Annotated in this window: 3 protein-coding genes and 1 pseudogene; 1 reads left to right on the top strand and 3 read right to left on the bottom strand. The window is 73.2% G+C overall.

Annotated features, from left to right (window positions below; genetic code table 11):
- Positions 1-19: 19 nt before the first annotated feature.
- Positions 20-18,829 (bottom strand): non-ribosomal peptide synthase/polyketide synthase, encoded by an 18,810-nt coding sequence (locus tag AB0C75_RS14300; protein WP_362890466.1) that lies wholly within the window; start codon positions 18,827-18,829, stop codon positions 20-22.
- Positions 18,830-19,131: 302 nt separating this feature from the next.
- Between AB0C75_RS14300 and AB0C75_RS14305 the strand changes: the two genes are divergently transcribed.
- Positions 19,132-20,175 (top strand): methyltransferase, encoded by a 1,044-nt coding sequence (locus tag AB0C75_RS14305; protein ID WP_362890468.1) that lies wholly within the window; start codon positions 19,132-19,134, stop codon positions 20,173-20,175.
- Positions 20,176-20,279: 104 nt separating this feature from the next.
- Here AB0C75_RS14305 and AB0C75_RS14310 read toward each other — a convergent pair whose 3' ends face one another.
- Entirely contained in the window at positions 20,280-25,625 is a 5,346-nt protein-coding gene (locus AB0C75_RS14310; RefSeq protein WP_362890490.1) for a type I polyketide synthase, read from the bottom strand.
- A gap of 21 nt (positions 25,626-25,646) precedes the next feature.
- Positions 25,647-25,805: pseudogene (locus AB0C75_RS14315) on the bottom strand (KR domain-containing protein); the annotation flags it as partial.
- Positions 25,806-25,808: the final 3 nt, after the last annotated feature.

Below are 25,808 nucleotides of genomic sequence, written 5' to 3' on the forward strand. Positions count from 1 at the left end.
CTGTCCGCCGGACCGGCCGTCACGCCGGGTCCGGGTCGGTGTCGGTCGGTTCCAGTTCGCCCGCCGCGATGTCCCAGATCCGCCGGACGACGTCCGGGTCGAGGAGCATCTCGCGGTGGGCGCAGTCGAGCGTGTGCTCCCGTACCTCGCCGGAGACCAGGGGCTGCCAGAGCGCGCCCTTCGCCTCGGAGTCGGCGGAGATCAGCAGCAGGGTGCCGGACGTCTTGCGGGTCCGGTGCGCCAGGAGGATGCGGGTGTTGTTGCGGACGACGCGGAGGTACGCCTCGTGCTCCTCGCCGGTGAGCGCGCCGGCCACCTTCTCCTCCTGTTCCGCGAAGCCCGCCCGCTGCCCGTCGGTGACGGGGCCGTCCACGGGGCTGGAGTCCAGCAGGATCAGGGCAGCCACCTCCTCTCCCTCGTCCTGGAGCTGGGCCGCCATCTCCTGGACGACGTTGCCGCCGAAGGACCAGCCGAGCAGGTGATACGGGCCTTCGGGCTGCACGGCACGGATCTGCGTGACGTAGTCGGCGGCCATCCGGGCCAGCGACTCGGGCAGTTCCTCCGCGCCCGTGTCCATGCCGCGGGGTCGCAGGGCGTAGAGGGGCTGCTCCCTGGGGGCGGCGTCGGCGAGCCAGCCGTACTCCCAGCCCAGGCCCAGCACGGTGTGGGCGCAGAAGAGCGGGGGCCGCCCGCCGGAGGCACGCATGGGCACCAGCACGTCCGTGGTCCCCTGCCGCCCCTCGCGGGAGATCCAGGCCAGCAGGCCGGCGACGGTGGGGGCCTCGAACACGGCGCGGACGGGGACGTCGGCGCCGATGACCACCTTGACGCGGTTGACGAGCCGTACGGCGAGCAGGGAGTGGCCGCCGAGGTCGAAGAAGCTCGCGTCGACGCCGACGGGTGAGACGCCGAGTACCTGCTCGAAGACGGAGCACAGCAGTTGTTCGCGGAGCGTGACGGGGCCCCGGCCGCCGGCCGCGAGGGCGGTGTAGTCGGGTGCGGGCAGGGCGGCCCGGTCCAGCTTGCCGTTGAGGGTGAGCGGCAGCGTGTCCAGCGGCATCAGGACCGGCGGCACCAGGTGTTCCGGGAGCCGGTCGGCCAGGTAGTCCCTGACCTGCCTCACGAGGTCCGCGCCGTCCTCGACGGCGGCGGTATCGGTGGCGGTGGCCGCCGGGACGAAGTAGCCGGCCAGGGCGGGTTCGCCGCCCGGGTCCTCGCGGGTGACGACGACCGCCTGGGCGACCTCCGGGTGCGCGGCCAGTGTCGCCTCGATCTCGCCCGGTTCGATGCGGAAGCCGCGGATCTTCACCTGGTCGTCCGCGCGGTCCAGGAACTCCAGGTGCCCTCCGGCCGTCCACCGCACGATGTCGCCGGTGCGGTACATCCGTTCGCCCGCCGGTCCGAACGGGCAGGCCACGAAGCGCTCGGAGGTGAGCACCGGCCGGCCCAGGTATCCGCGGGCCAGGCCGTCGCCGGCCACGTACAGCTCGCCGGCGGTGCCGGGGGAAGCGGGCAGCAGGCCGTCGTCGAGGACGTACGCCCGGATGTTGCGCAGGGGGCGTCCGATGGGCACCGTGTCGCCGTCCTGAGCCGCGTCGCACGGCCAGGAGGTGACGGCGATCGACGCCTCGGTGGGGCCGTAGAGGTTGTGCAGCGGCACACCGAGGACCTCACGGAAGCGGTCGCGCACGGCGGCCGGGAGCGCCTCGCCGAGACAGAGGACCGTCCGCAGGCCGGTGCACCGCCCGGCGGCACCGCCGTCGAGGAACGTCCGCAGCACGGAGGGGACGAACTGGGCGACGGTCACCCCTTCCCGGTCGATGAGTTCGGCGAGGTGGGCGGGGTCCGCGTGTGCGCCGGGCCCGCTCAGCACCACCGCCGCGCCGTTCAGCAGGGGCCAGAAGATCTCCCACACCGACGCGTCGAATCCGAACGACGCCCGCTGGAGCATGCGGTCGGCCGGTTCGAGGCGGTACTCCTCCTGCATCCAGGCCAGTTGGTTGACCACGCCGTGGTGGGGGACGCAGACACCCTTGGGGGTGCCCGTGGAGCCGGAGGTGTACATCACGTAGGCAGGGTGGTGCGGCAGCAGGGGCGTCCCGCGATCGGCATCGGTCACCGGCGCGGGCGCCGGGGTGTCCTGGAGGGCCTCCACCGCGGGTCCGTCGAGGTCGATCCACCGTGCCGGCGCCGTCGACTCCGTGCCGCCGAGCCGGGCGGTGGTCTCCGCGGTGCTCAGCACCAGGACCGGGGAGGCGTCGGTGAGCACGAGGTCGGTGCGCCGCCGCGGCTGGCCGGGGTCGACGGGCAGATAGGCGGCGCCGGTCTTGACCACCGCCAGCAGCGCGACGATCTGTTCCACCGACCGGTCGAGGGCCACGCCCACCAGGGTCTCCGGCGCTGCTCCGAGGCCGATCAGGTGCCGGGCGAGCCGGTCGGACCGCTCGTCGAGTTCTGCGTAGGTGACCTGCGTGCCGTCGGAGACCAGGGCGACGCCTCCGGGGGTGCGGGCGGCCTGCCTGGCGAGGAGTCCGGCGAGGGTGTCGTCCGGGAGGGGGCCCGCGGTGTCGTTCCACTCCTCCAGCACGCGCCGCCGTTCGGCGTCGTCGAGGAGGTCGACACGCGCCACCGGCAGGGTGGGGTCGGCGGCCACCTCCTCCAGGACCCTGGTGAGCCGGGCCGCGAGCGTCTCCACGGTGGAGCGGTCGAAGAGTTCGGCCGCGAAGACGACCTCGCCGTCGAGCCCGGCGGGCGCACCGTCCTCGTCGAAGCTCTCCCGGATCTCGAAGTCCAGGTCGAACCGGGCCGTCAGGGAACCGGCGCGCTCCTCGCTCACGTGCACACCGGGCAGGCTGAGTGTGCCCCTGTGGTTGTTCTGTACGGCGAGCATCACCTGGAACAGCGGATTCCGGGCCATGGATCGAGCCGGGGCCAGTTCCTCCACCAGGCGCTCGAAGGGCACGTCCTGATGCTCGAACGCGTCGAGGCCGGCTTCGCGTACCCGGTCGAGCAGTTGCAGGAAGTCGGGGTCGCCCGACAGATCGGTGCGTAGCACCAGGGTGCCCGCGAAGAAGCCGACGAGGTCGTCGAGGGCCTGGTCCGTGCGTCCTGCGACGGGGCTGCCCATCACGATGTCCCGTCCGGCACCGCTCTTGGACAGCAGGACCGCGACAGCCGCGTGCAGCAGCATGAACATGGTCACGCCCTGTCCGAGCGCCAGCTCGGCCAGGCGTGCGTGCAGGGGTGCCGGGACGTTCAGCGGCACCAGTCCGGCCCGGTGGTCGGAAACCGCCGGGCGGGGCCGGTCCACCGGGAGGGCGAGCTCCTGGGGTGCGCCCCTGAGCCGGTCCTTCCAGTGGGCGACCTGGGTGGCGAGCACGCTGTCCGGGTCGTTCACGTCGCCGAGGAGGTCCCTCTGCCACAGGGTGTGGTCGGCGTACTGGACGGGCAGCGGCACCCACTCCGGGGCCCGCCCGGCGGCGCGGGCCCGGTAGGCCTGCGACAGGTCCCTCCAGAGCGGGCCCATCGACCAGCCGTCGCCGGCGATGTGGTGGACGGTCAGCGAGAACACCCACGCGCCGGGGCGCAGTGAGAACAGGGCGGTCCTCAGCGGCAGTTCCGAAGCCAGGTCGAAGGGGTGGGCGGCGAGCGCGGCGAGCGCTTCCGCCAGTTCCTCCTCGGTGACCGCGGTGACGGGCAGGTCCACGGCCACCTCGTCGACGGGCAGGACGTGTTGGCACGGCTCGTCGTCGACCAGGGGGAAGGTGGTGCGCAGGCTCTCGTGCCGGGTGACCACGTCGGCGAGGGCCGTGCGCAGGATCTCGGGGGCCAGGTCTCCGGTGAGCCGCAGGACGAGGCAGATGTTGTAGAGGTGGTTGGGTCCTTCGATGCGGTCCACGAACCAGAGGCGGCTCTGGCCGTAGGACAGCGGCAGCACGGGTGGCCGCGGCATCGGCACGACGACCGGCCGGGCGCGGCCCCCGTCCCGGGTCAGCTGCCGTGCGAGGCCGGAGACGGTCGGGTTCTCGAAGACGGCGGCCACGGAGGTCTCGGCGCCCAGTACGGTACGGATGCGGCTGACCAGTCGTACCGCGAGCAGGGAGTGCCCGCCCAGGGCGAAGAAGTCGTCGTCGATGCCGACGCGGGGCAGGCGCAGCACATCGGCGAAGACGACTCCGAGCAGCTCCTCGTAGGGCGAGGCGGGGCCGCGTTCGACGCTGACGGCGGCCATCGGGTCGGGGGTGGGCAGGCCGGCCCGGTCGATCTTGCCGTTCGGGGTGAGCGGCAGCCGGTCCAGGACGGTCACGAAGGGCGGCACCATGTGGTCGGGCAGCCGGTCGGCGACGAACTCCCGGATACGGTCGGACAGTTCGATGCCGGAGACGGCGGGGTCCGCGGGTGCGGCATAGGCGGCGAGGCGTTTGTCGCCGGGGGTGTCCTCCCGGACCACGACGACGGCCTGGGCGACGTCGGGGTGGGCGGAGACCGTGGCCTCCACCTCTCCGGGTTCGACGCGGAAGCCGCCGATCTTGGTCTGGTCGTCGGCCCGGCCGACGAACTCCAGCACACCGTCCGACCGCCACCGCACCAGGTCGCCGGTGCGGTACATCCGGGCGCCGCCGTCCTCGAACGGGCAGGCCGTGAAGCGTTCGGCGCTCAGGCCCGGTCGGTGCGTGTAACCGCGGGCGAGACCGTCCCCGGCGATGTACAGCTCGCCGGGGACACCCACGGGGACCGGTTGCAGGGCGGTGTCGAGGACGTAGGCGCGGGTGCGGGCCAGCGGACGGCCGAGCGGGATCGCGCGGCCGCTGTCGACGTCCTCGGGGGTGACGACGTGGGTGTGGGTGTAGGTGATGCTCTCGGTGGGTCCGTATCCGTTCATCAGCCGCACGCCGGGCAGGGCGTCGAGCAGGGTGCGGCAGTGTTCGACGGAGAGTGCTTCGCCGCCGGTCAGCACGGAGCGGACACCGCGCAGCGCCTCGACGTCGAGGTCGATCACCTGGTGCAGCAGTCCGGTGGGAAGCAGTGCGACGGTCACCCGGTGCCGGGCGAGGAAGTCACGGATGTCCGCGACGGAGGGGGAACCCGCGGGTCCCACGGCGAGGGTGGCGCCGTTGAGCAGGGTGGCCCAGATGTCGAAGGTGGTGGAGTCGAAGGAGACCGACCCCAGGTGGGAGACCACGTCCTCGGCGCGCACGTCGGCGTAGTCGGCGGGGCGGACGAGGCGGTCCACGGCGCGGTGGGTGGCGACGACGCCCTTGGGAGTGCCGGTGGAGCCGGAGGTGTAGATGGTGTAGGCGGCGGAGTCCAGGTGCGGCGGTGTGGCCGTGGGCACGGCCTTCTCCGCGGCCACCGCGTCCCGGGTCCGCGGGTCGTCGAGGACGACGCGCGGCCGGTCCTCGCTGGTCCCGGGCAGCCGGTCCGCGATGTCGCCGGTGGTCAGGAGGGCGACGGGGGCGGCGTCGCGCAGCATCAGCTCTACGCGGGCGGTGGGGTAGCCGACGTCGACGGGGAGGTAGGCGCCGCCGGTCTTCAGGACTGCGAGCAGGGCGGTGATCGTCTCCGGCGAGCGTTCCATGGCGACGGCGACGAGCTGTCCGGGGCCGGCGCCGTGCCGGGTCAGGTACTGGGCGAGCCGGTCGGAGGCGGCGTCGAGTTCGGCGTACGTCATGCGCGCCCCGTCGGCGACCAGGGCGGGGGTGTGCGGGGTGCGGGCGGCCTGGGCCCGGAAGCGGTCGGGCACGGTGGCCGCCGGTTCGGCCCGTTCGGTGCTGTTCCACTCGGTGAGGACGCGGTGGTGCGCGGCGGGGTCGAGCAGTGCGATGTCACGGATGCGCGCGGTGGGGTCGGCGACGACGGCGTGCAGGACGAGCAGGAGGCGGTCGATGAGCGCCTCGACGGTCGTGCGGTCGAAGAGGTCGGCGGCGTAGGTGATCCCGCCGTCGGTGCCGGCGGGCCTGCCCTCGTCGTCGAACCGTTCGGCGACGTGGAGGTCGAGGTCGAACTTGGCGCGGCCCAGCTCGGTCGGGAGCGCCTCGACGTGCAGCCCCGGCAGTTCGACGGAGGCGCCGGGCACGTTCTGCACGGCGAGCAGGACCTGGAAGAGGGGGTGGCGGGCCCGGGACCGTGTCGGTGCGAGCTCCTCCACCAGTCGCTCGAACGGTATGTCCTGGTGTCCCAGGGCTCCCAGCGCCGCCCTGCGGACCCTGCCGAGCACCTCGGTGAAGGTGGGGTCGCCTGAGAGGTCGGTCCGCAGCACGAGGGTGTTGACGAAGAAGCCGATCAGATCGTCGGCGGCCTCGTCGGTACGGCCCGCGACCGGGCTGCCGACGGGAATGTCCTGGCCCGCGCCGAGGCGGGAGAGCAGGACGGCGAGTGCCGCCTGCCACACCATGAAGGTGGTGGTTCCCTGGGCCACGGCGAGTTCCGTCAGGCGTGCGTGCAGGCCGGCCGGGGTGGCCATGGGGACCCACCCGCCCTCGCGGCTGGCCACGGCGGGCCGCGGCCGGTCGGTGGGCAGGGTCAGCTCCTCGGGACTGTCGCTCAGCGCGTCCCGCCAGAAGGCGACCTGCCTGCCGAGGATGCTGTCGGGGTCGTCGCCGTCGCCGAGCAGGTCGCGCTGCCACAGGGTGTGGTCGGCGTACTGCACGGGCAGCGGCTCCCAGCCGGGGGCGTGGCCGGCCCGGCGGGCGGTGTAGGCGGTGGAGAGGTCGCGCAGCAACGGGACCATCGACCAGCCGTCGGCGACGATGTGGTGGGTGAGGAGGACGAGCACCGCTTCGTCGCTGTCCGGTCCTTCCACGTCGAGAAGGGTGGCCCGGACGGGCGGTCCGGCGGTCAGGTCGAAGACGTGACCGGCGGCTTCGGTGATCCGCGCGTCCCGGTCCGCGCGGTCCACGGTCTCGACGGCGAAGTACGGGGGGAAGTCGTCGAGGGAGACGATGTCCTGGTAGGGGTCGCCGTCGGCGTGCAGGAACCGGGTGCGCAGGCTCTCGTGGCGGGTGAGCAGGTCGGTCCAGGCCGCACGGAGCGCGCCGGTGTCCAGCGTGCCGGTCAGCCGCAGCGCGAGCGGGATGTTGTAGAGGGGCCCGGCGGCCTCGAGCCGGTCCACGAACCACAGGCGGCGCTGGGCGTACGAGAGCGGCACCCGCCGGGGCCGGTCGCGGGAGGTGAGGGCGGGCCGCAGGGTGCCGGTGGAGACCGCGTCCTCGACGACGGCGGCGAGGCCGGCGACGGTGGACGTCTCGAAGACGGCCTGCACGGGGATCTCGGCGCCGAGGAGGGAGCGGATCCGGCTGACGAGGCGCACGGCCAGCAGCGAGTGGCCCCCGAGCGCGAAGAAGTCGTCGTCCACACCGACCCGGGGGACGTCCAGGACCTGCGCGAAGACGGAGCAGAGGAGTTCCTCGCGCAGGGACGGCGGCCGGCGCGGCGCCCCGGCGCTCACCGCCTCGGGGGCGGGCAGGGCCGCACGGTCCACCTTGCCGTTGGCGGTCAGGGGCAGCCGCTCCAGTACGACGACCGAGTCCGGCACCAGATACTCGGGCAGGTGTCCGGCGACGAACTCGCGTACGTCAAAGAGGGATTCACCGGGCACGTAGGTCACATGGGCCACGAGACGCTTGTCCCCCGGCGTGTCCTCGCGGACGGTGACGACGGCCTGGGCGACGGCGGGGTGAGCGGCCAGGAGCTTCTCGACCTCGCCGGGCTCGACCCGGAAGCCCCGGATCTTCACCTGGTCGTCGGCCCGGGACACGAATTCCAGTGCGCCGTCGGCCCGTCGGCGCACGATGTCGCCGGTGCGGTACATGCGTGCGCCTTCGGCGTCGAAGGGGCAGGCGACGAACCGTTCGGCGGTGAGTCCCGCACGGGCGACGTAGCCGCGGGCCAGTCCGGCACCGGCGATGTACGCCTCGCCGGCGACGCCCGCGGGGACGGGCCGGAGACGGTCGTCGAGGACGTACACGCCGGTGTTGTCCATGGGGCGGCCGATCGAGACGACCTCGCCCAGGGTGTCGGGGTCGGTGAGTGCGATCTGCGTGGCGATGACGGTCGACTCGGTCGGTCCGTAGCTGCTGCGGACGACGATGCCGGGGACCGCTTCGAGGACCCGGCGGACCGCCTCCTTGGGGACGATGTCGGCGCCGGTGAGCACGTCGTGGACGCCGGTGAAGGCGGCGGGGTCCTCCTCGGCGATGACCCGGAACAGGCCGGCGGTCAGATGGGCGTGGGTGAGTCCGTGGTCGGCGACGAGCCCGCGCAGCCGGGCGGCGTCGGTCCGCCCGGGCGGAGTGACGACGAGGGCGCCGCCGGTGAGCAGCCGTACCCACACCTCGACCGTGGAGCCGTCGAAGGTGTGCGGTGCGGCGAACATGCCGCGGGCGGTGCCGGAGAACTGCCAGCAGCGGTCGCCGGCGAGGTCCACGATGTCGCGGTGGGTGGTTCCGATGCCCTTGGGTTCGCCGGTGGAGCCGGAGGTGAACATGATGTAGGCGAGCTGGTCGGGCAGGCTGCGTCCGGCGACGGTGCCGGCCGGCCGGTCCGCCCATGCGGAGTCTCCCGCGTCGGCGACGACGACGGTGGCGAACATGCCGCGTGCCTCGTCGGCGTGGCGTCCGTCGGCCAGGCATACCTCGGCTCCGGCGAGGGCGGCCATCTCGGCCCTGCGGGTGGCCGGTTGGGTGGGGTCGAGCGTGAGGTAGGCCCCACCTGCCTTGAGGACCGCCAGCAGGGTGGTGACCACGTCCGGGGAGCGGTCCATGACGACGGCGACCACGGTCTCCGGGCCTACACCGAGATCCATGAGGTGGTGGGCGAGCCGGTTCGAGCGCGCCTCCAGCTGTCCGTAGGTGACCTGTTCGGCACCGGTGTCGAGGGCGATCGCCTTCGGGGCGCGGGAGGCCCGGATGGTGAACACCTCGGGGACGGTGAGCGCCAGGGTGTCGCTGCGGGGTCCGTTCGACTCGGTGAGCAGGCGGCGCCGCTCGGCGGGGTCGAAGACGTCGATACGGGAGATCTGCCGGGCGGGGTCGGCGGTGGCGGCGTCCAGGACGCGCAGCAGCCGGGCGACGAGGGTCTCGGCGGTGGAGTGGTCGAAGAGATCCGTGGCGTAGGTGAGGCCGCCGGTCATGCCGTTCGGTACGCCGTCCTCGTCGTGGAGCTCGACGACCTGGACGTCGAGGTCGACCTTGGCCGTGGTGGGTTTTCCGGGCGCGGCGTCGGAGTCGAGGCCGTCGAGCGCGACGGGGGCCTGCGGCATGTTCTGTACGGCGACCAGGACCTGGAAGAAGGGCACGCGGTCGGTGTAGCGGGTGGGGGCCAGCTTCTCCACGAGCCGGTCGAAGGGGACGTCCTGGTGGTCGAGGGCGTCCAGGGCAGTCGTCCGCACCCGGGCGAGTACGTCGGTGAAGGCGGGATCGCCGGACAGATCGGTGCGCAGGACGAGGGTGTTGAGGAAGAACCCGACCAGGTCCTCCAGGGACTCGTCGGTGCGTCCCGCGACCGGGCTGCCCAGCGGGATGTCCTCCCCCGCGCCCAGCCGCGACAGCAGCACGGCCACCGCCGCCTGCCACACCATGAACATGGTCACACCCTCGGACCTGGCCAGCTTCACCATCCGCACGTGCAGTTCGGCGGGCACCTCGATATCGGCCCAGCCACCGCCACGCCCGGGCCTCGCCGGTCGGGGCCGGTCGAACGGCAGGGCCAGTTCGTGGGGGACGCCGTCGAGAGCGGCCCGCCAGTGCTCGACCTGCGCGGTGAGACGGCTGTCGGAGGCGTCCTCGTCGTCGAACATCCGCTGCTGCCAGAGGGTGTAGTCGGCGTACTGCACGGGCAGCGGCTCCCAGCCAGGGGCGTGACCGGCCCGGCGGGCGGCGTAGGCGGTGGACAGATCCCGCCACAGAGGCGCAAGCGACCACCCGTCACCCGCGATGTGATGCACGACCAGAACCAGGACAGAACTCTCCTCGTCCACGGTCAGGAGCGTCGCCCGCACAGGCAGCTCACCAGCCAGATCGAAGACATACCCGCAGCACTCCTCGATCCGCCCCTCCAGCTCACCCGCCCGGACAGGAACCACAGGCAGCTCCACCAGCGCCTCACCCACCGGCACGACCTCCTGATACGGCTCCCCCTCCACCTGCGGGAACCGCGTCCGCAACGCCTCGTGCCGCACCACCACATCACCCAACGCAGCACCCAGAGCACCCACATCCACCCGCCCCGACAACCGCACCACCAACGGAATGTCGTACAGCGCGCTCGCACCTTCCAACCGATCCACGAACCACAACCGACGCTGCGCATACGACAACGGCAACCGCCCGGGCCGCACCCCCACCGCCACCGCAGGCCGCACATCCGTCCCCGTCTCCTCGTCCAGCCTGGCGGCCAGTCCGGCCACGGTCGGTGTCTCGAAGAGGTCCCGCACGCGCAGTTCGACGCCCAGGACCGCGCGGATGCGGCTCACCAGGCGCACGGCCTGGAGGGAGTGGCCGCCGAGCGCGAAGAAGTCGTCGTCCGCGAGGACCTCCTCCACGCCGAGTACGTGGGCGAAGGCGGTGCGGAGCAGTTCCTCGCGCAGCCCTGTTCCGCGCCGGACGGGGGCGGTGACGGACGGCTGTGCGTCCGTCTCCGGTGTTGTTCCGGTGCCGGGCGCCACGATGCGTACGCGTCCCCCTTCATCCCAGCGGGCATGTGCTCCGGTGGGTCGCATGGCGGACTCCTCCTCGGTGAACGGGCTTGCGACCGCGTCGTCCGTGGACTCGTCGCAGGTGGTGTAGAGCCGTCCGGTCATGCCGGGCGGAACGGGCATGAGCCGGTCGTCGAGGATGTAGACCCGGGCGTCCGGGCCGCCGATCTCCGGCTGTTGACCGGACCGGTCCCGCACCAGCCGCCGCTCGGCCTCGTCGAGCACGTCGACGGTGTGCACGGGCCGTCCGGGAGTGGTTGCCACGGCGTCGAGGACGAGCAACAGCCGGGTGGCCAGGGCCTCCGCGGTGGTGCGGTCGAAGAGGTCGGCGGCATAGACGAGTTCCCCCTCCATGCCGGTGGGACGTCCGTCGGCGTCGAAGCGCTCGGCGACCTGCAGGTCGAGGTCGAACTTGGCGTCGCGGACCGCCTGGGGCAGTACCTCCACGTCCACTCCGGCCAGCTCCGGGACGAGGAGGGGTGTGGACTGCACTTCCAGGACGGTCTGGAAGAGGGGGTGGCGGCCCATCGAACGGGGCGGTGCCAGCTCCTCCACGAGTCGCTCGAACGGGACTTCCTGATGGTGCAGTGCACCCAGTGCGTCCCGGCGGACCCGGGCGAGTACGTCGGTGAAGGCGGGATCGCCGGACAGATCGGTGCGCAGGACGAGGGTGTTGACGAAGAGCCCGACCAGGTCCTCCAAGGACTCGTCGGTGCGTCCCGCGACCGGGCTGCCCAGCGGGATGTCCTCCCCCGCGCCCAGCCGCGACAGCAGCACGGCCACCGCCGCCTGCCACACCATGAACATGGTCACACCCTCGGACCTGGCCAGCTCCGCCAACCGTGCGTGCAGTTCGGCGGGTACACGGACGGGTATCGCCGCGCCCCGGTGGCTTTCGACGGAAGGGCGCGGCCGGTCTGTGGGAAGCGTGAGTTCCTCGGGGAGGCCCCCCAGCGTCGTACGCCAGTGGGAGGTCTGCTCCGCCAGCACGCTCTCGGGGTCTCCGGGGTCGCCGAGCAGGTCCCGCTGCCAGAGGGTGTAGTCGGCGTACTGCACGGGCAGCGGCTCCCAGCCAGGGGCGTGACCGGCCCGGCGGGCGGCGTAGGCGGTGGACAGGTCCCGCCACAGAGGCGCAAGCGACCACCCGTCACCCGCGATGTGATGCACGACCAGAACCAGGACAGAACTCTCCTCGTCCACGGTCAGGAGAGTCGCCCGCACAGGCAGCTCACCAGCCAGATCGAAGACATACCCGCAACACTCCTCGATCCGCCCCTCCAACTCATCCGCCCGGACAGGAACCACAGGCAGCTCCACCAGCGCCTCACCCACCGGCACGACCTCCTGATACGGCTCCCCCTCCACCTGCGGGAACCGCGTCCGCAACGCCTCGTGCCGCACCACCACATCACCCAACGCAGCACCCAGAGCACCCACATCCACCCGCCCCGACAACCGCACCACCAACGGAATGTCGTACAGCGCGCTCGCACCCTCCAACCGATCCACGAACCACAACCGACGCTGCGCATACGACAACGGCAACCGCCCGGGCCGCACCCCCACCGCCACCGCAGGCCGCACACCGATCCCGGTCCACTCCCCCATCCGCGCTGCGAGTCGCGCCGCCGTGGGCGCCTCGAAGACCGCGTGCACCGGGATCTCGACGCCCAGGACGGCACGGATGCGGCTCACCAGGCGGACGGCGAGCAACGAGTGCCCGCCGAGCGCGAAGAAGTCGTCGTCCGCACCGACCCGCGGCAGGCCCAGGGCCTGCGCCATGGCTGCGCACAGGAGTTCGTCGTACGTACCCGTGGGACGCGCGGCGCCGGCACCGGTGGCGGGGTCCGGGGCGGGCAGCGCGGCCCGGTCGAGCTTGCCGTTGACCGACAGCGGCAGCCGGTCCAGGGACACGAACGCGGCCGGCACCAGGTGGGCCGGGAGCCGGGCCGCAAGGTACTCGCGCAGCAGGGCGGGCAAACCGGTGGCGCCGGGGTCGGTCGGCACGACGTAGGCGACGAGACGCCTGTCGCCCGGGGCGCCGGGTACGTCGTCGCGGGCGACGACGGCGGCGTGGGCCACGCCTTCGTGCTCGATGAGCCGGGTCTCGATCTCGCCCGGCTCGATACGGAAGCCGCGGATCTTGACCTGGTCGTCGGCGCGCCCGGTGTACAGCAGGCGGCCGTCAGAGGTGCGGCGGACCCTGTCGCCGGTGCGGTACATACGGGTGCCGAGCGCTCCGTGGGGGTCGGCCACGAAGCGTTCGGCGCTGAGTCCGGGCCGGTCGAGGTAGCCGCGGGCCACTCCGGCGCCGGCGACGTACAGGTCGCCGTCGACGCCGTCCGGGACCGGCTGGAGGCGGGCGTCGAGGACGTAGAGGCGGACGCCTGGCAGGGGGCGGCCGATGGTGGGGGCGTCGCCGGGGCGCAGGGGACCGTCCGCGGCGGCGATGACCGTGATCTCGGTCGGGCCGTAGGCGTTGCCGAACCAGCGGCCGGCGCCCCAACGGTCCACCAGCGACTGGCCGAGGGCCTCACCCGCGACCAGCAGGGTGCGTACGCGGGCCAGCCGGTGGTCGTCCTCGGCCATACCGAGAACGGTGGGCGGGAGTTGCAGGTGGGTGACGGCATGCCGTTCGACGAGGTCCTCCAGGCCCGCGCGGGGCAGCAGGCGGGCGGCGGGCGCCACGACCAGGCATGCTCCGGCGGAGAAGGCCGTCATGATCTCCCAGGTCGCGACGTCGAAGCCGATCGAGGCGAACTGCAGCAGGCGGCTGTCGGCGGTCAGGCCGGGCCAGCGGAACGCGAGGAGGTTGACCGCTCCGGAGTGCGGGACGACGACGCCCTTGGGGGTGCCGGTGGACCCGGAGGTGTAGATGACGTACGCCGGGTGGGCGGGGTGGAGCGGGGTGGAGCGCTCGCCCTGGGTGACCGGATGTGCGGACAGTGCCGCGACGGTGGAGCGTACGGCGGGGTCGTCCACGACGATCGCGACCGGGGCGTCAACGGGCACGTCCCCGGCGTGTGCGGTGCGGGTGAGGACGGCCACGGGCGCGGCGTCACCGCACAGGTGGGCGATGCGTTCGGCGGGCTGGTCCGGGTCGACGGGTACGTACGCGGCACCGGACTTGAGGACCGCGAGGAGTGCGACGACGAGGTCGGGCGAGCGGTCCATGAGGAGCAGGACGCGGTCCTCGGGGCCGACGCCGTGCCCGATCAGGTGGCGGGCCAGCCGGTTGGCACGGGCGTCGAGCTCGGCGTAGTCGAGGTGTCCGGTTCCGCCGTGCCCCTCTTCGCGTCCGTCCTCGTGGTCCGCGGACGTGTTCTCGTGGTCGAAGGCGAGTGCCCGGGCGTGCGGGGTGGCGGCCGCCCGGTCGGCGAAGAGGGCGTCGAGTGTGGGGACCGGACCGGGCGCGACGGTGTCGTTCCACTCGGTGAGGATGTGGTGCCGCTCGGCGGCCGGCAGTACGTCGAGGTCGGCCAGCGGGGTGTCAGGGGCCTGTTCGAGGGCGTCGACGACGCGCTCGGCGGTGGCGTGCAGCAGCCGGGTGACGAGGTCGGGGTCGAGCGCAGCTGCGGCTTGGACGTCGAAAGCGAGCGCCCTGCCGTCGTCGTCGACGGAGACGATCAGCGGGTAGTCGGTGCGCTCCCGGAAGGCGAGGAGCTCCGTGCCGGGCGGCAGGACCGCGCCGGGGCCGCCCTCGGAGTTGTGCCGGTAGTTGAGTACGGCGGTGAACAGCGGGGCGGGTGCCCGCACGCCGCTTGCGCGCTGGGCGACGGCGAGCGAGGCGTGCTCGTGCACCAGGAGCTCCGCGAGCTGGTGATGCATGGCGTGGACCGCTCCGGCCACGTCGGTGGCAGCAGTGCGGGCACGTACCGGGAGGGTGTTGATGAACAGGCCGGGCACATCGCTCGCGCCGTCGCCCGCCTGCATACGTCCGAGGAGGAGGGTGCCGAAGACGACGTCGTCCCGTCCGGACACGGCGGCGAGGACCCGGGACCACACGACGTGCAGGACGGTCGCGGCGCTCACTCCGGCGCGACGGGCCTGGTCGCGCAGACGGGCCGTCACCCGTCCGTCGAGGACGGTACGGCGTTCGGTGACACCGGTGCCGCTGCCCCGCACCTCCCGTACGCCGAAGGGGGCGGTGGGTTCGGTGACGTCGCCGAGGAGCCGGCCGAAGTAGGCGCCGTGTTCCTCGGCGGGGGTGCTCAGCAGTGCCTGTCCGACGAAGTCGCGGTAGGGGCGCGGAGCGGGCAGGCCGTCGCCGCGGCCGGCGAGTACGGCGGTCGTTTCGCGCAGCACCAGGTCGAGCGTGGTGTGGTCCTGGGTGATGTGGTGCATGCGGACGGCGAGGAGCCGGCGGCCGGTGCCGGGCTCGGTGGCGGTCCGGGCGTCCATCAGCGGGGCGCTGCGCAGGTCCAGCGGCTCGTCGCCGTGGGCCAGCAGGCGTTCGACGGGGTCCGGTCCTTCTCCCAGGTCGATCTCGGTGACGGGCAGTTCCGCGTGCCGGTGCACGACCTGCACGGGGTGCGGCAGGTCCGTCCAGGCGAGGGAGGTGCGCAGGACGTCGTGCCGGTCGATGACCTGGGACAGCGCGGCGAGGAAGGAGTCGAGGAGCTGCGCGGTGTCGAATCCCAGGACGTAGCGGACGACATAGGCGTCCTGGCCGCCGGTGCCCGTGTGGGCGCCGCTCATGGTTCCGGACCCGGTGCTGCCCGCTCCGGCGTGGAACCGGTGGTGGAAGAAGAGGCCCTCCTGGAGGGGCCCCAGGGGGTAGACGTCGGCGACACCGGCCGCGCCGTCGGGCAGGGCGTCGGTGAGGGTACGCAGCTCGTCCTCGGTGAGACCGGCGAGGGGGACCATCGCCGGGGTGAGGTGTGCGGCACCGGGCGGCACGGTGCCCTCCGGAATCCGGACGGGTTCGGGACCCGCGACGGTGGCCAGCCGGGCAGGCGTCGGGGCGGTGAACAGCGTCCGCATGTCGACGCGGACGCCCTCGGCACGGAGGTGGTCGAGGAGGCGTACGGCGAGCATGGAGTGGCCGCCGAGCGCGAAGAAGTCGTCATCGGCTCCGACCTCGGGCAGGTCCAGGACGTCGGCGAAGGCCGTGCAGAGGATCTGCTCGCGCACGGTCGCGGGGCCTCGTCCACGGACCGTGGTGCTCTCCCGGCCGGGGGCGGGCAGCGCGGCACGGTCGAGTTTGCCGTTGGCGGTGAGCGGGAGCCGCGCCAGCGGTACGCAGACGGAGGGCACCATGTGGGCGGGCAGCACCGCCGCCGCGTACTCACGCGCCCGGCGTGCCAGCTCCGCACCGTCCTCGCCGGTGGCACCGGCCGGGTCACGGGGGACGACGTAACCGACGAGGCGCCGGTCACCGGGGGTGTCGGTGCGGAGCACGACGGCGGCCTCGGCCACCTGCGGATGGCCGAGCAGGGCGGCCTCCACCTCGCCGGGCTCGATGCGGAAGCCGCGCAGTTTCACCTGGTCGTCGGTGCGGCCCAGGTAGGTGAGGGTTCCGTCGGTGGCGCGGCGGGCCCGGTCGCCCGTGCGGTACATCCGCTCGCCCGGTTCGTAGGGGCAGGCCACGAAGCGTGCGGCGGTCGTTCCGGGCCGCTCCAGGTAGCCGCGCGCCAATCCGGAACCGGTGACGTACATCTCCCCGGGCACGCCGGGCGGTACGGGCCGCAGCGCGTCGTCGAGGACGTACACGCGGGTGTGGTCGAGGGGGCGCCCTACGGGGCTGCCGCCGTGCACGCCGGGCGCGCCGCGGTTGTCGGCGTCCAGGTCGAGGTGGGTGACGTGGACGGTCGTCTCGGTGATGCCGTACATGTTCACCAGGCGCGGACCTTCGGCACCGTGACGGGCGTGCCACTCCGTGAGCCGCGCGGGGTCCAGGGCCTCGCCCCCGAACACGACGAGGCGTAGCCGTGCGTCGAGCGCGGCGGTGTCCTGCCGGGCGTCGGCCCGGTCGAGTTGCTGGAAGGCGGAAGGGGTCTGGCTGAGGACGGTGACGCCCTCGCGGACCAGGAGGTCGTGGAAGTCTGCCGGGGAACGGGTGGTGTCATGGCCGACGACGACGAGCCGGCCGCCGGTGAGGAGCGCGCCCCACAGCTCCCACACCGAGAAGTCGAAGGCGTAGGAGTGGAACCAGGTCCAGACGTCGTCGGTGCCGAAGCCGTACCGGCCGGCGGCGGTCCGCAGCAGCGCGGTCACCTGGGCGTGGGCGACCACGACTCCCTTGGGTGTTCCGGTGGAACCCGAGGTGTGGATGACGTAGGCCGGATGGCCGGGCCGCAGGGAGGTGCGGCGTTCGTCCTGGGCGAGCGGGCCGGCGTCCCGGGCGCCGACGGCGGTGCGGACGTCCTGTTCGTCGAGCAGGACGCGGCGCAGGCCCGAAGGGGCGACGGCGTGTGCGGCGGCGTCTGCTGTGGTGAGCAGGAGGTCGGGGGCGGCGTCGGTGAGCAGTGCGTCGATCCGGGCGGCCGGGTACGCCGGGTCGAGCGGGAGGTACGCGGCGCCCGCCTTCATGACGGCGAGCAACGCGACGACCAGGCCGGGAGCACGGTCCAGCGACACCGCGACGCGGGTCTCGGGTCCGGCGCCGCACGCGACGAGGTGGCGGGCGAGGCGGTTGGACTCGGCGTCCAGCTCGGCGTAGGTCAGGCTGCTCTCGTCGTGGGTCACGGCTGTCGCCTCGGGATGGGCGGCGGCCCGGGCGGCGAAGAGGTCGGGCACGGTCGCCCCGGGCGGCGGGGCCGCGGTGTCGCCCGCAGCGGCGAGCAGTGCCTCGCGTTCGGCGCGCGAGAGGACGTCGACGGCGTGCAGCGCGAGGTGCGGGGTGCGCGCGGCCTGCCGTAGGACACGCAGGAGCCGGCCGGCGAGGGTCTCGACGGTGGCGCGGTCGAACAGGTCGGCGGAGTAGTGGAGTTCGACGCGCTGACCGGCCGGCCGGCCCTGTTCGTCGAAGTGTTCCAGGATCTGGAAGTCGAGGTCGTACTTGGCCAGCGGCAGGTCCGCGAAGTCCGCGACGGCCGTCAGGCCGGGCAGGTCGACCCGGGCCTGTGGGGTGTTGTGCAGGGTGAGGTTGACCTGGAAGAGGGGGTGCCGGGTCAGTGACCGGGCCGGGGCGAGTTCCTCCACCAGCCGCTCGAAGGGCACGTCCTGGTGGTTCATGGCACCGACTGTCGCGACGCGCACCCGCCGGACGACCTCGGTGAAGACGGGGTCGCCGGTCAGGTCGGTGCGCAGGACGAGGGTGTTCACGAAGAATCCGACGAGGTCTTCGAGGTCGGCCTCGTCGCGTCCGGCGAACGGACTGCCGATGGGGATGTCGTCGCCTGCGCCGAGCTTGGAGAGCAGTACGGCGACCGCGGCGTGCCAGACCATGAACATGGTGGCGTTCTCGGCACGCGCGACGTCGGCGAGGAGGGCGTGCAGGTCGGCCGGGGTGTCGAGGCGTACAGCGCCTCCGTCGTGGGCGGAGGCGCCGGGCCGCGGCCGGTCGGTGGGCAGCGCGAGTTCCTCGGGGGCGTCGGCCAGCGCCGCGCGCCAGTGGGCGAGTTGCTCGGCGAGCAGGCTTCCGGGGTCATCGGCGTCGCCGAGCAGTTCGCGCTGCCACAGGGTGTAGTCGGCGTACTGCACGGGCAGCGGCGCGAGGTCGGGCTCGGCCCCGGCCAGGCGCGCGGTGTAGGCGGCGGAGAGGTCACGCCAGAGCGGGGCGGCGGACCAGCCGTCGGCGGCGATGTGGTGCAGGGCGATCACGAGCGCCGACGTCCGGTCGTCGACGGTGAGCAGCCGGGCGTGGAACGGGATGCCGGCCGTCAGGTCGAAGACGTGACGGCCGGTGCGGCCGATCTCGGCCTCCAGCTCGTCGGCCGGTACCCCGTCCACGGTCAGCAGGTCGGGAAGCGCGACGGCGGGCACGATCTCCTGCACGGGTTCGCCGTCGACCTGGGGGAACCGGGTGCGCAGCGCCTCGTGGCGGGTCACCACGTCGTGCAGCGCCGCCCGCAGGGCCGTCACGTCCGGCCGCCCGGAGAGCCGCAGGACCAGCGGGACGACGTAGAGGGCGCTCGGGCCTTCCAGCCGGTCCACGAGCCACAGCCGGCGTTGCGCGTACGACGCAGGAATCACGTGCACTCCTCAGTGCTGGCCGGGCTGTCCGTTGCATCCGCGCGGGCCGTCCAGGCGGACGTGTCGCGACCCTGTGCGGGCAGTAGAGATGGTGCTGAGGAGCGGGGGTCCCCAGCATCGGTGGGAGCCACAGTTACGAGCGGCGTCGGCGTGCGGCACCCGACGGCGGTGCCGGTCGTCCGCGCGCGGGCGGCCATGTGTCCGTAACGGCGGGGATCGTCGTTGTCGCTCGGTTTTCGCCCACCTAGCGTGCCGGGACCACCATGGCGTGCCGGCTGACGCCCTTCCTTCCCGGGAGAACGATGAATAACGCCGCCCAGAAAGACGATCCGGTCCTCGAACGCTTCCACTTCCTCGTCAACGCTCCGGCGTTGTTCAACGCCGTCACCACTGCGGCCGAGTTGAGGATCTTCGCATTCCTGTCGGGGAGTCCCGGCGCGAGCGCGGCGGAGATCCGGTCGTTCTGCGGTCTGCCCGCGCACCAGCTCCGGGTGTTGCTCCAGGCGGTCTGTACGACGGGGCTGCTGGAGCGTCGGAACGGTGCTTACCACAATTCGTCCGTCGCTGAGGACCTGCTGGCAGCGGACGAGGAGCCGGACAGCTGGAGCCACATCCTGACCGGTTGGAAGGAGGTCTACTATCCCGCGTTCGCGGACATGACGACGGCTCTGCGGGCGGGCACCAACACCGCCCTGGCCGCCCATCCCGGTGACGAGCCGACGCTGTACGGACGGCTGTCCCGCAATCCTCCTCTGGAGGAGGTCTTCCACCGGGCCATGACCGCCTTCACGCTCCGCTCGGTGGACGCGCTGATCGAGCAGCCGGTCTTCGGGGACGTACGGCACGTCCTCGACGTGGGCGGCGGGGACGGCAGCACATCGGCGCGGCTGGTCGCCCGCCATCCGGAGCTCAGGACGACGGTGTTCGACATGCCGAGCGTCTCCCGGCTCGCCTCCGACGCGGAGGCGCAGCCCGACCGGGTGAGCGTGACGCCCGGTGACATCTTCACCGATCCGTTCCCCGAGGGGCCGGACGCCGTGCTGTTCAGCCATGTGCTGGAGATCTTCGACGAGGACGCGATCCTGCTCCTCATGAGGAAGGCGTACGACGCGCTGCCCACGGGCGGCAGGGTCGTGGTGTACGGCTACAACGTCTCCGACGACGAGACGGACGGAGTCTTCGGCGCCCGTCTCGGGCTGTACTTCAATGTGCTGGCGAGCGGCCAGGGCATGGCCTATCCGGCGCGCGACTACGAACGGTGGTTGTGCGAGGCCGGGTTCGAGGACGTCGGCACCGTTCCGGGGCTGCCGTACGAGCACGGGCTGAGCCTGGGCGTCAAACGCTGACCGTCCGCGACGAAGGAGCGGGGCCGGCCTCCGGGCCGGCCCCGCCGCCGTGTCGGTGCTTCGGTGTCCGTGCCGGTCTCGGCGACGTGTGGGGACGGTGGGTGTCAGTCGCGGTTCCGGGGGCGCAGTCGGGGGCGGGGGCGGGTGCGCGGGCCCGTGCAGAGTTCGAGCAGGTGGTCGGCCAGGGTGTCCGGGGTGGGGCAGTCGAGGACGGTGGCCGCGCTGATCTGAAGACCCGTCGCGGCGCCGAGCCGGTTGCGCAGGCGGGTCGCGGTGAGCGAGTCGAAGCCCATCTCGACGAAGCTGCGGTCGGGGGCCACCACGTCATCGGTGTCGTGGCCCAGCACCAGCGCGGCATGGGTGCGCACGAGCCGCAGCATCTCGCCGCTCCGTTCCCCGGCGGGCAGCGCCCCCAGGCGGCGCAGGAACTCGTCCGGGTGCAGGGCGTAGGGGTCCTCGCGCACGGTGCCGGCGCTTCGTACCGCGTCGCGCAGCGCAGGGACGCCGTCGAACAGCCTGGCCAGCGGCCGGGCTGCGGGGGTGGCGGCGACGTGGCTCGCCAGACGCCGCCAGTCAGCGTCGAAGACGGCGATCCCGGTCTCCTGGGCGCGGACGGCACGGACGGTACGGTCGAGGGCTCGCAGGGCGAGGTCAGGGCTCATCGGGACCAGGCCGTCGGCACGGGCCACGGTGTCCTCCGCGGCACCCGCCCACGGCCCGCGGGCCACACGGGTCACGGGCAGTCCGGCTGCTCGGCGCTCCACGGCCAGGGCGTCCAGGAGGGCGTCCGACAGGGCCTGTGCGCCTTGCCGGGGGGCGCCGACGGCGGCGGTGAGGGTGGTGAGGAGGACGAAGACGGCCGGCTCGGCCCGGTCACGGGTGAGGTCGTGCAGGTTCCGGGCCGCCCGGGCGTCGGTTCGCAGGGCGTCCTGGAGCCCGGTGACGGTCTGTTGGGCGAGCGTGCCGCTGTCGGATGCGGTGCCGGTGGGGCTGTCTGATGCGGTGCCGGTGGGCACGACCACGGTCAGCGGGCCGGTCGCGGGGATGCCGTCCAGCAGGGCGGCTGCCTCGGCACGGTCGCCGAGGTCGCGGACGACGATGTCGGCGCGCGCGCCGAGGGTGGTGAGTTCGGCGCGCAGGCCATCGGTCGCGTCCGGGCCCTGCCGGTCGGGGTGGCGGACGAGCAGAAGGTGTTCGGCGCCACCGCGGGCGAGGTGCAGGGCGATCTGTCGGGCGAGGGGTCCGCCCCCGTCGGTGACGAGGACCGTGCCCGCGGGCGGCCAAGAGGTGGCGGAGGGGCCGGCCGGTGTGGTGCCCGCGGGTGCGGTGCCGGGTGCCTGGACGATGCGACGGGCGAAGAGACCGGCGCCGCGCACCGCGATGTCGCTCTCGCATGGCTCGCCGCTCCCGTTCCCGCCGCCGGCCGCGCTGTACGCCAGCACCGCGGCGAGCCGGCCGCCGGTCCAGCCGTCGATCCGCTCGGGCAGGTCGACCGTGCCCCTCCAGTGCCCTGAAGACTCCAGGACGGCGACGCGTCCGAGCGCCTGCACTCCGAGCTGCTCCGGGTGAAGGACCTGCTCGGCAGCGCCGACCGCCGCCGCGGAACGCGTGGCGTGCCAAACGGGGAGGCGGCTGCCGTTCTCCTCCAGGGCACGCAGGAGCGCCAGGGTGAGCGCGGCGCCCAGGGGCACCACGTCATGGGCAGGGTGCCGTCCGGGAGCGAGGGGCAGCAGGGACAGTACGCCGGAGACGGCACCGGCTTCGTCCGCCGCGGCGCGGAGCTGTGCGGCCAGTGCTTCGTCGTCCGTGGTGACAGGCACGAGGACCGGATCCGCGCCTTCGGCGCGGAGCGCCGCCACCAGGCCGGTGACCCACGGGTCGGATGCCTGCTCCGCGCGGACGGGGAGGAGCCAGGTGCCGGCCGGTGCGGACGGAGGGACGGTGGTCGCCGTCCAGGTGGCGCGGTGGCACCAGCCGTCGATGCGGCTCTCCTCCTCGCGTCGACGGCGGTAGGCGGCCAGGATCGGCAGCAACGCGACCGTCGACCCGGCGTCTCCCAGGCCGAGTTCCGCGGCGAGTGTCGCATCGTCGGCATCGTGGAGAAGGGCGCCCGGCCGGCCGGCCGGGCGCCGGGGATCGCCGTTCGTGGACAGGCCGTCCGAGGGCAGCCAGTAGTCGGCCCGCTGGAAGGCGTACGTAGGCAGCTCTACCGCGCGAGGCACACCGTTCGGGACGGCCAGTGCGGTGGTCCAGTCGATGTCGGCGCCGCGTGCGAAGAGCTGCCCGGCCGCTCGGGTCACGGCGGCGGCCTCGCCCTCGTCAGCGCGCAGCGTCGGGACGAACTCGGCTTCGGGCGCGCTGTCCTGGCCCACCGCGGACAGTACGGCGTCGGGACCGATCTCGACGAAGGTGGTCACGCCCCGGGCGGCCAGCGCGGCGACTCCGTCGGCGAAGCGGACCGGCTCCCGCACGTGCCGTACCCAGTGCTCCGGCTCCACCGGACGGTCCATGGGCAGGAACCGGCCCGTCAGATGGGACATGACCGGGATCTCGGGCACGGTGCAGGCGAGGTCGGACAGTTCGGCGCGCAGTGGGGCCAGGACCGGTTCCATGAGCGGCGAGTGGAAGGCGTGGGACACCGTCAGCCGACGGGTCCGCACACCGCGCTCCTCGAGCTGGGTGACGATCTCGGCGACGGCGTCCTCGGCGCCGGAGAGGACGACCGAGTCGGGGCCGTTGACGGCGGCCATGCCGACCTCGTGGGCATGGCCGGCCAGCAACGGCTCGACCTCGGTCTCGGGCAGCCGTACGGCGACCATCGAGCCGCCTTCGGGCAGATCCCGCATGAGCCGGCCACGGGCGGCGACGAGCGTGCAGGCGTCGGCGAGGGTGAGCGCACCGGCGACATGGGCTGCGGTGATCTCGCCGACGGAGTGGCCCGCGACCATCCCGGGGCGCATGCCCCAGGAGACAAGGAGCCGGTACAGCGCGACTTCGACCGCGAACAGCGCGCACTGGGCGTGGAGCGTTCCGGTGAGGGTGTGTGCGGCCGTCTCCCCTGTGTCGAAGACGACGTCCCGCAGAGGCGGTTCGTCGGGGAGCAGGGTGTCGAAGCGGGCACAGACCGTGTCGAAGGCGGCGGCGAAGACCGGATGGGTGCGGTGGAGCTCTCCGGCCATACCCGGGCGCTGGCTGCCCTGACCGGTGAACAGGACCGCCGTACGCCCGGCCGGTGGGCCGCCCGTCACCAGATGGGGCGCGGGCCCGCCTGCGGCGAGCGCCCGCAGTCCCGATTCGAGCTCCTCGTGGCGTTCGCCGGTGACGACGGCCCGGTGCGCGAAGAGCGATCGCCTGGTCGCGAGCGCGACGGCCAGGTCGCGGGGGGAAGGTATGGCGTCGGACGGCTGCTGCCGCAGGTACGCGAGGAGGTGGCGCGCCTGGGCGCGCAACGCGCCCGGGGAACGTCCGGAGAGTACCCATGGCACGGTGCCGGCCGGCTCGGGCGCGTCACCGGTGGAGTCAGCGGCGGGGGCGAGCTCCGCCCGGGGAGCCTCCTCGATGATCACGTGGGCGTTGGTGCCGCTGATACCGAAGGAGGACACTCCGGCGCGCCTGGTCCGGTCGGTGGCGGGCCAGGCCACGGGGTCACGCAGCAGCTCGACGGCGCCGCTCGTCCAGTCGACGTGGTCCGACGGCTTGTCGAGGTGCAGGGAGCGGGGCAGTACGCCGTGGTGGAGGGCGTGCACCATCTTGATGATGCCGGCCGCCCCGGCGGCGGCCTGGGTGTGACCGATGTTGGACTTCACCGATCCGAGCCGTACCGGAACCGCGCCGGCGGCGCGGTCGGCGCCGTAGGTGGCGAGGACGGCCTGCGCTTCGATCGGGTCGCCGAGCCGGGTGCCGGTGCCGTGCGCCTCCACGGCGTCGATGTCGGAGGTCGTCAGGCGGGCGTCGGCGAGGGCGGCGCGGATGACGCGCTGCTGGGACGGCCCGTTGGGCGCGGAGAGCCCGTTGGAGGCGCCGTCCTGGTTGGTCGCCGTCCCGCGTACCAGGGCGAGGACCTGGTGTCCGTGGCGGCGGGCGTCGGAGAGCCGTTCCACCAGCAGGACGCCCGCGCCCTCGGCGAGGGAGGTCCCGTCCGCCGCGTCGGCGAACGGCTTGCAGCGCCCGTCCGGCGCCAGGCCTCGCTGGCGGCTGAAGCCCATGAGAGCACCGGGCCCCGGCATCACCGCGACTCCCCCGGCCAGCGCGAGGTCGCACTCTCCGGCCCGCAGCGCCCGCACCGCCATGTGCAGGGCGACGAGGGACGACGAGCAGGCGGTGTCCACGGTGACGGCCGGGCCTTCGAGACCCAGGACGTACGCGATCCGCCCGGACACCACGCTGCCGGCGGTGCCGGTGATGAGGTGGCCTTCGATGCCCTGTCCGGCCTGGTGCAGGCGGGGGCCGTACTCCTGGTAGTGCGAGCCGACGAACACCCCTGTCCGGCTGCCGCGCAGGGTCGCGGGGACGATGCCGGCCCGCTCGACGGCCTCCCAGCCCGTTTCGAGGAGCAACCGCTGCTGGGGGTCGGTGGCCAGGGCCTCCACCGGCGAGATACCGAAGAACTCCGCGTCGAAGCGCCCGGCGTCGTGCAGGAAGCCGCCCTCGCGGACGTAGGCACGGCCGGGGGTGTCGGGGTCGGGGTCGTACAGGGCGTCGAGGTCCCAGCCCCGGTCGGCGGGGAGCGGGCCGATGGCGTCGCCGCCGGAGTCGACGAGCCGCCACAGGTCCTCCGGGGTGGCGACGCCTCCGGGGTAGCGGCACGCCATGCCGACGATGGCGATCGGGTCGTCGGCCGGGTGCGTTCCGGAAGCCTCCTGGCCGTCCGGGCCGGGGTCGGCGGCTGTGTGCTCCACTCCGAGGATCTCGGCGAGGAGGTGTCCGGCGAGGGCTGAGCAGTCGGGGTGGTCGAAGGCCAGCGTCGCGGGCAGCCGCAGCCCCGTGGCGGTGCTCAGCCGGTTGCGCAGGTCGACGGCGGTGAGCGAGTCGAGACCGAGTTCCTTGAACGCACGGTCCGGCGCGATCGCGTCGGCGTCCGCGTGCCCGAGCACCGTGGTCACCTGGGTGCGGACCATGTCGAGCAATGTGGACCGGCGTCCGTCCGGTTGCTGCCGGAGCAGGGAGTCCCGCAGCTCCGTGGCCCGGTCCCCGGTGCCGGTTCCGCGGGCGGCCTCGGTCAGGCTGCGGCGCCGGGGCGCGGACGGTTTCCGGACCAGGCCGCGCAGCATGGGATGGGCGGCCGCGTCACCGGCCGCCAGGGAGCGGGCGTCGAGGCGGGCGGCCAGGACCGCGCTCTCGGGAGACTGCGCGGCGGTGTCGAAGAGTCGCAGTCCCTCCTCGTTGGACATCGGCAGCACACCCATACGAAGCATCCGCGCCAGATCCGCCCGCTCCAGACCCCCCGTCATCACACTCCGCTCCTCCCACAACCCCCACGCCACCGACACACCCGACAACCCACGCGACCGACGGAACGCCGCCAACCCATCCAGAAACGCATTCCCCGCCGCATAATTCGCCTGCCCCGCAGCCCCCAACACCCCAGCAGCCGAAGAAAACAACACAAACAAACCACCCGAACCCGCCATCAC

Origin of the sequence: Streptomyces sp. NPDC048565 (assembly GCF_040650935.1) — a bacterium.
Lineage (GTDB): Bacteria > Actinomycetota > Actinomycetes > Streptomycetales > Streptomycetaceae > Streptomyces.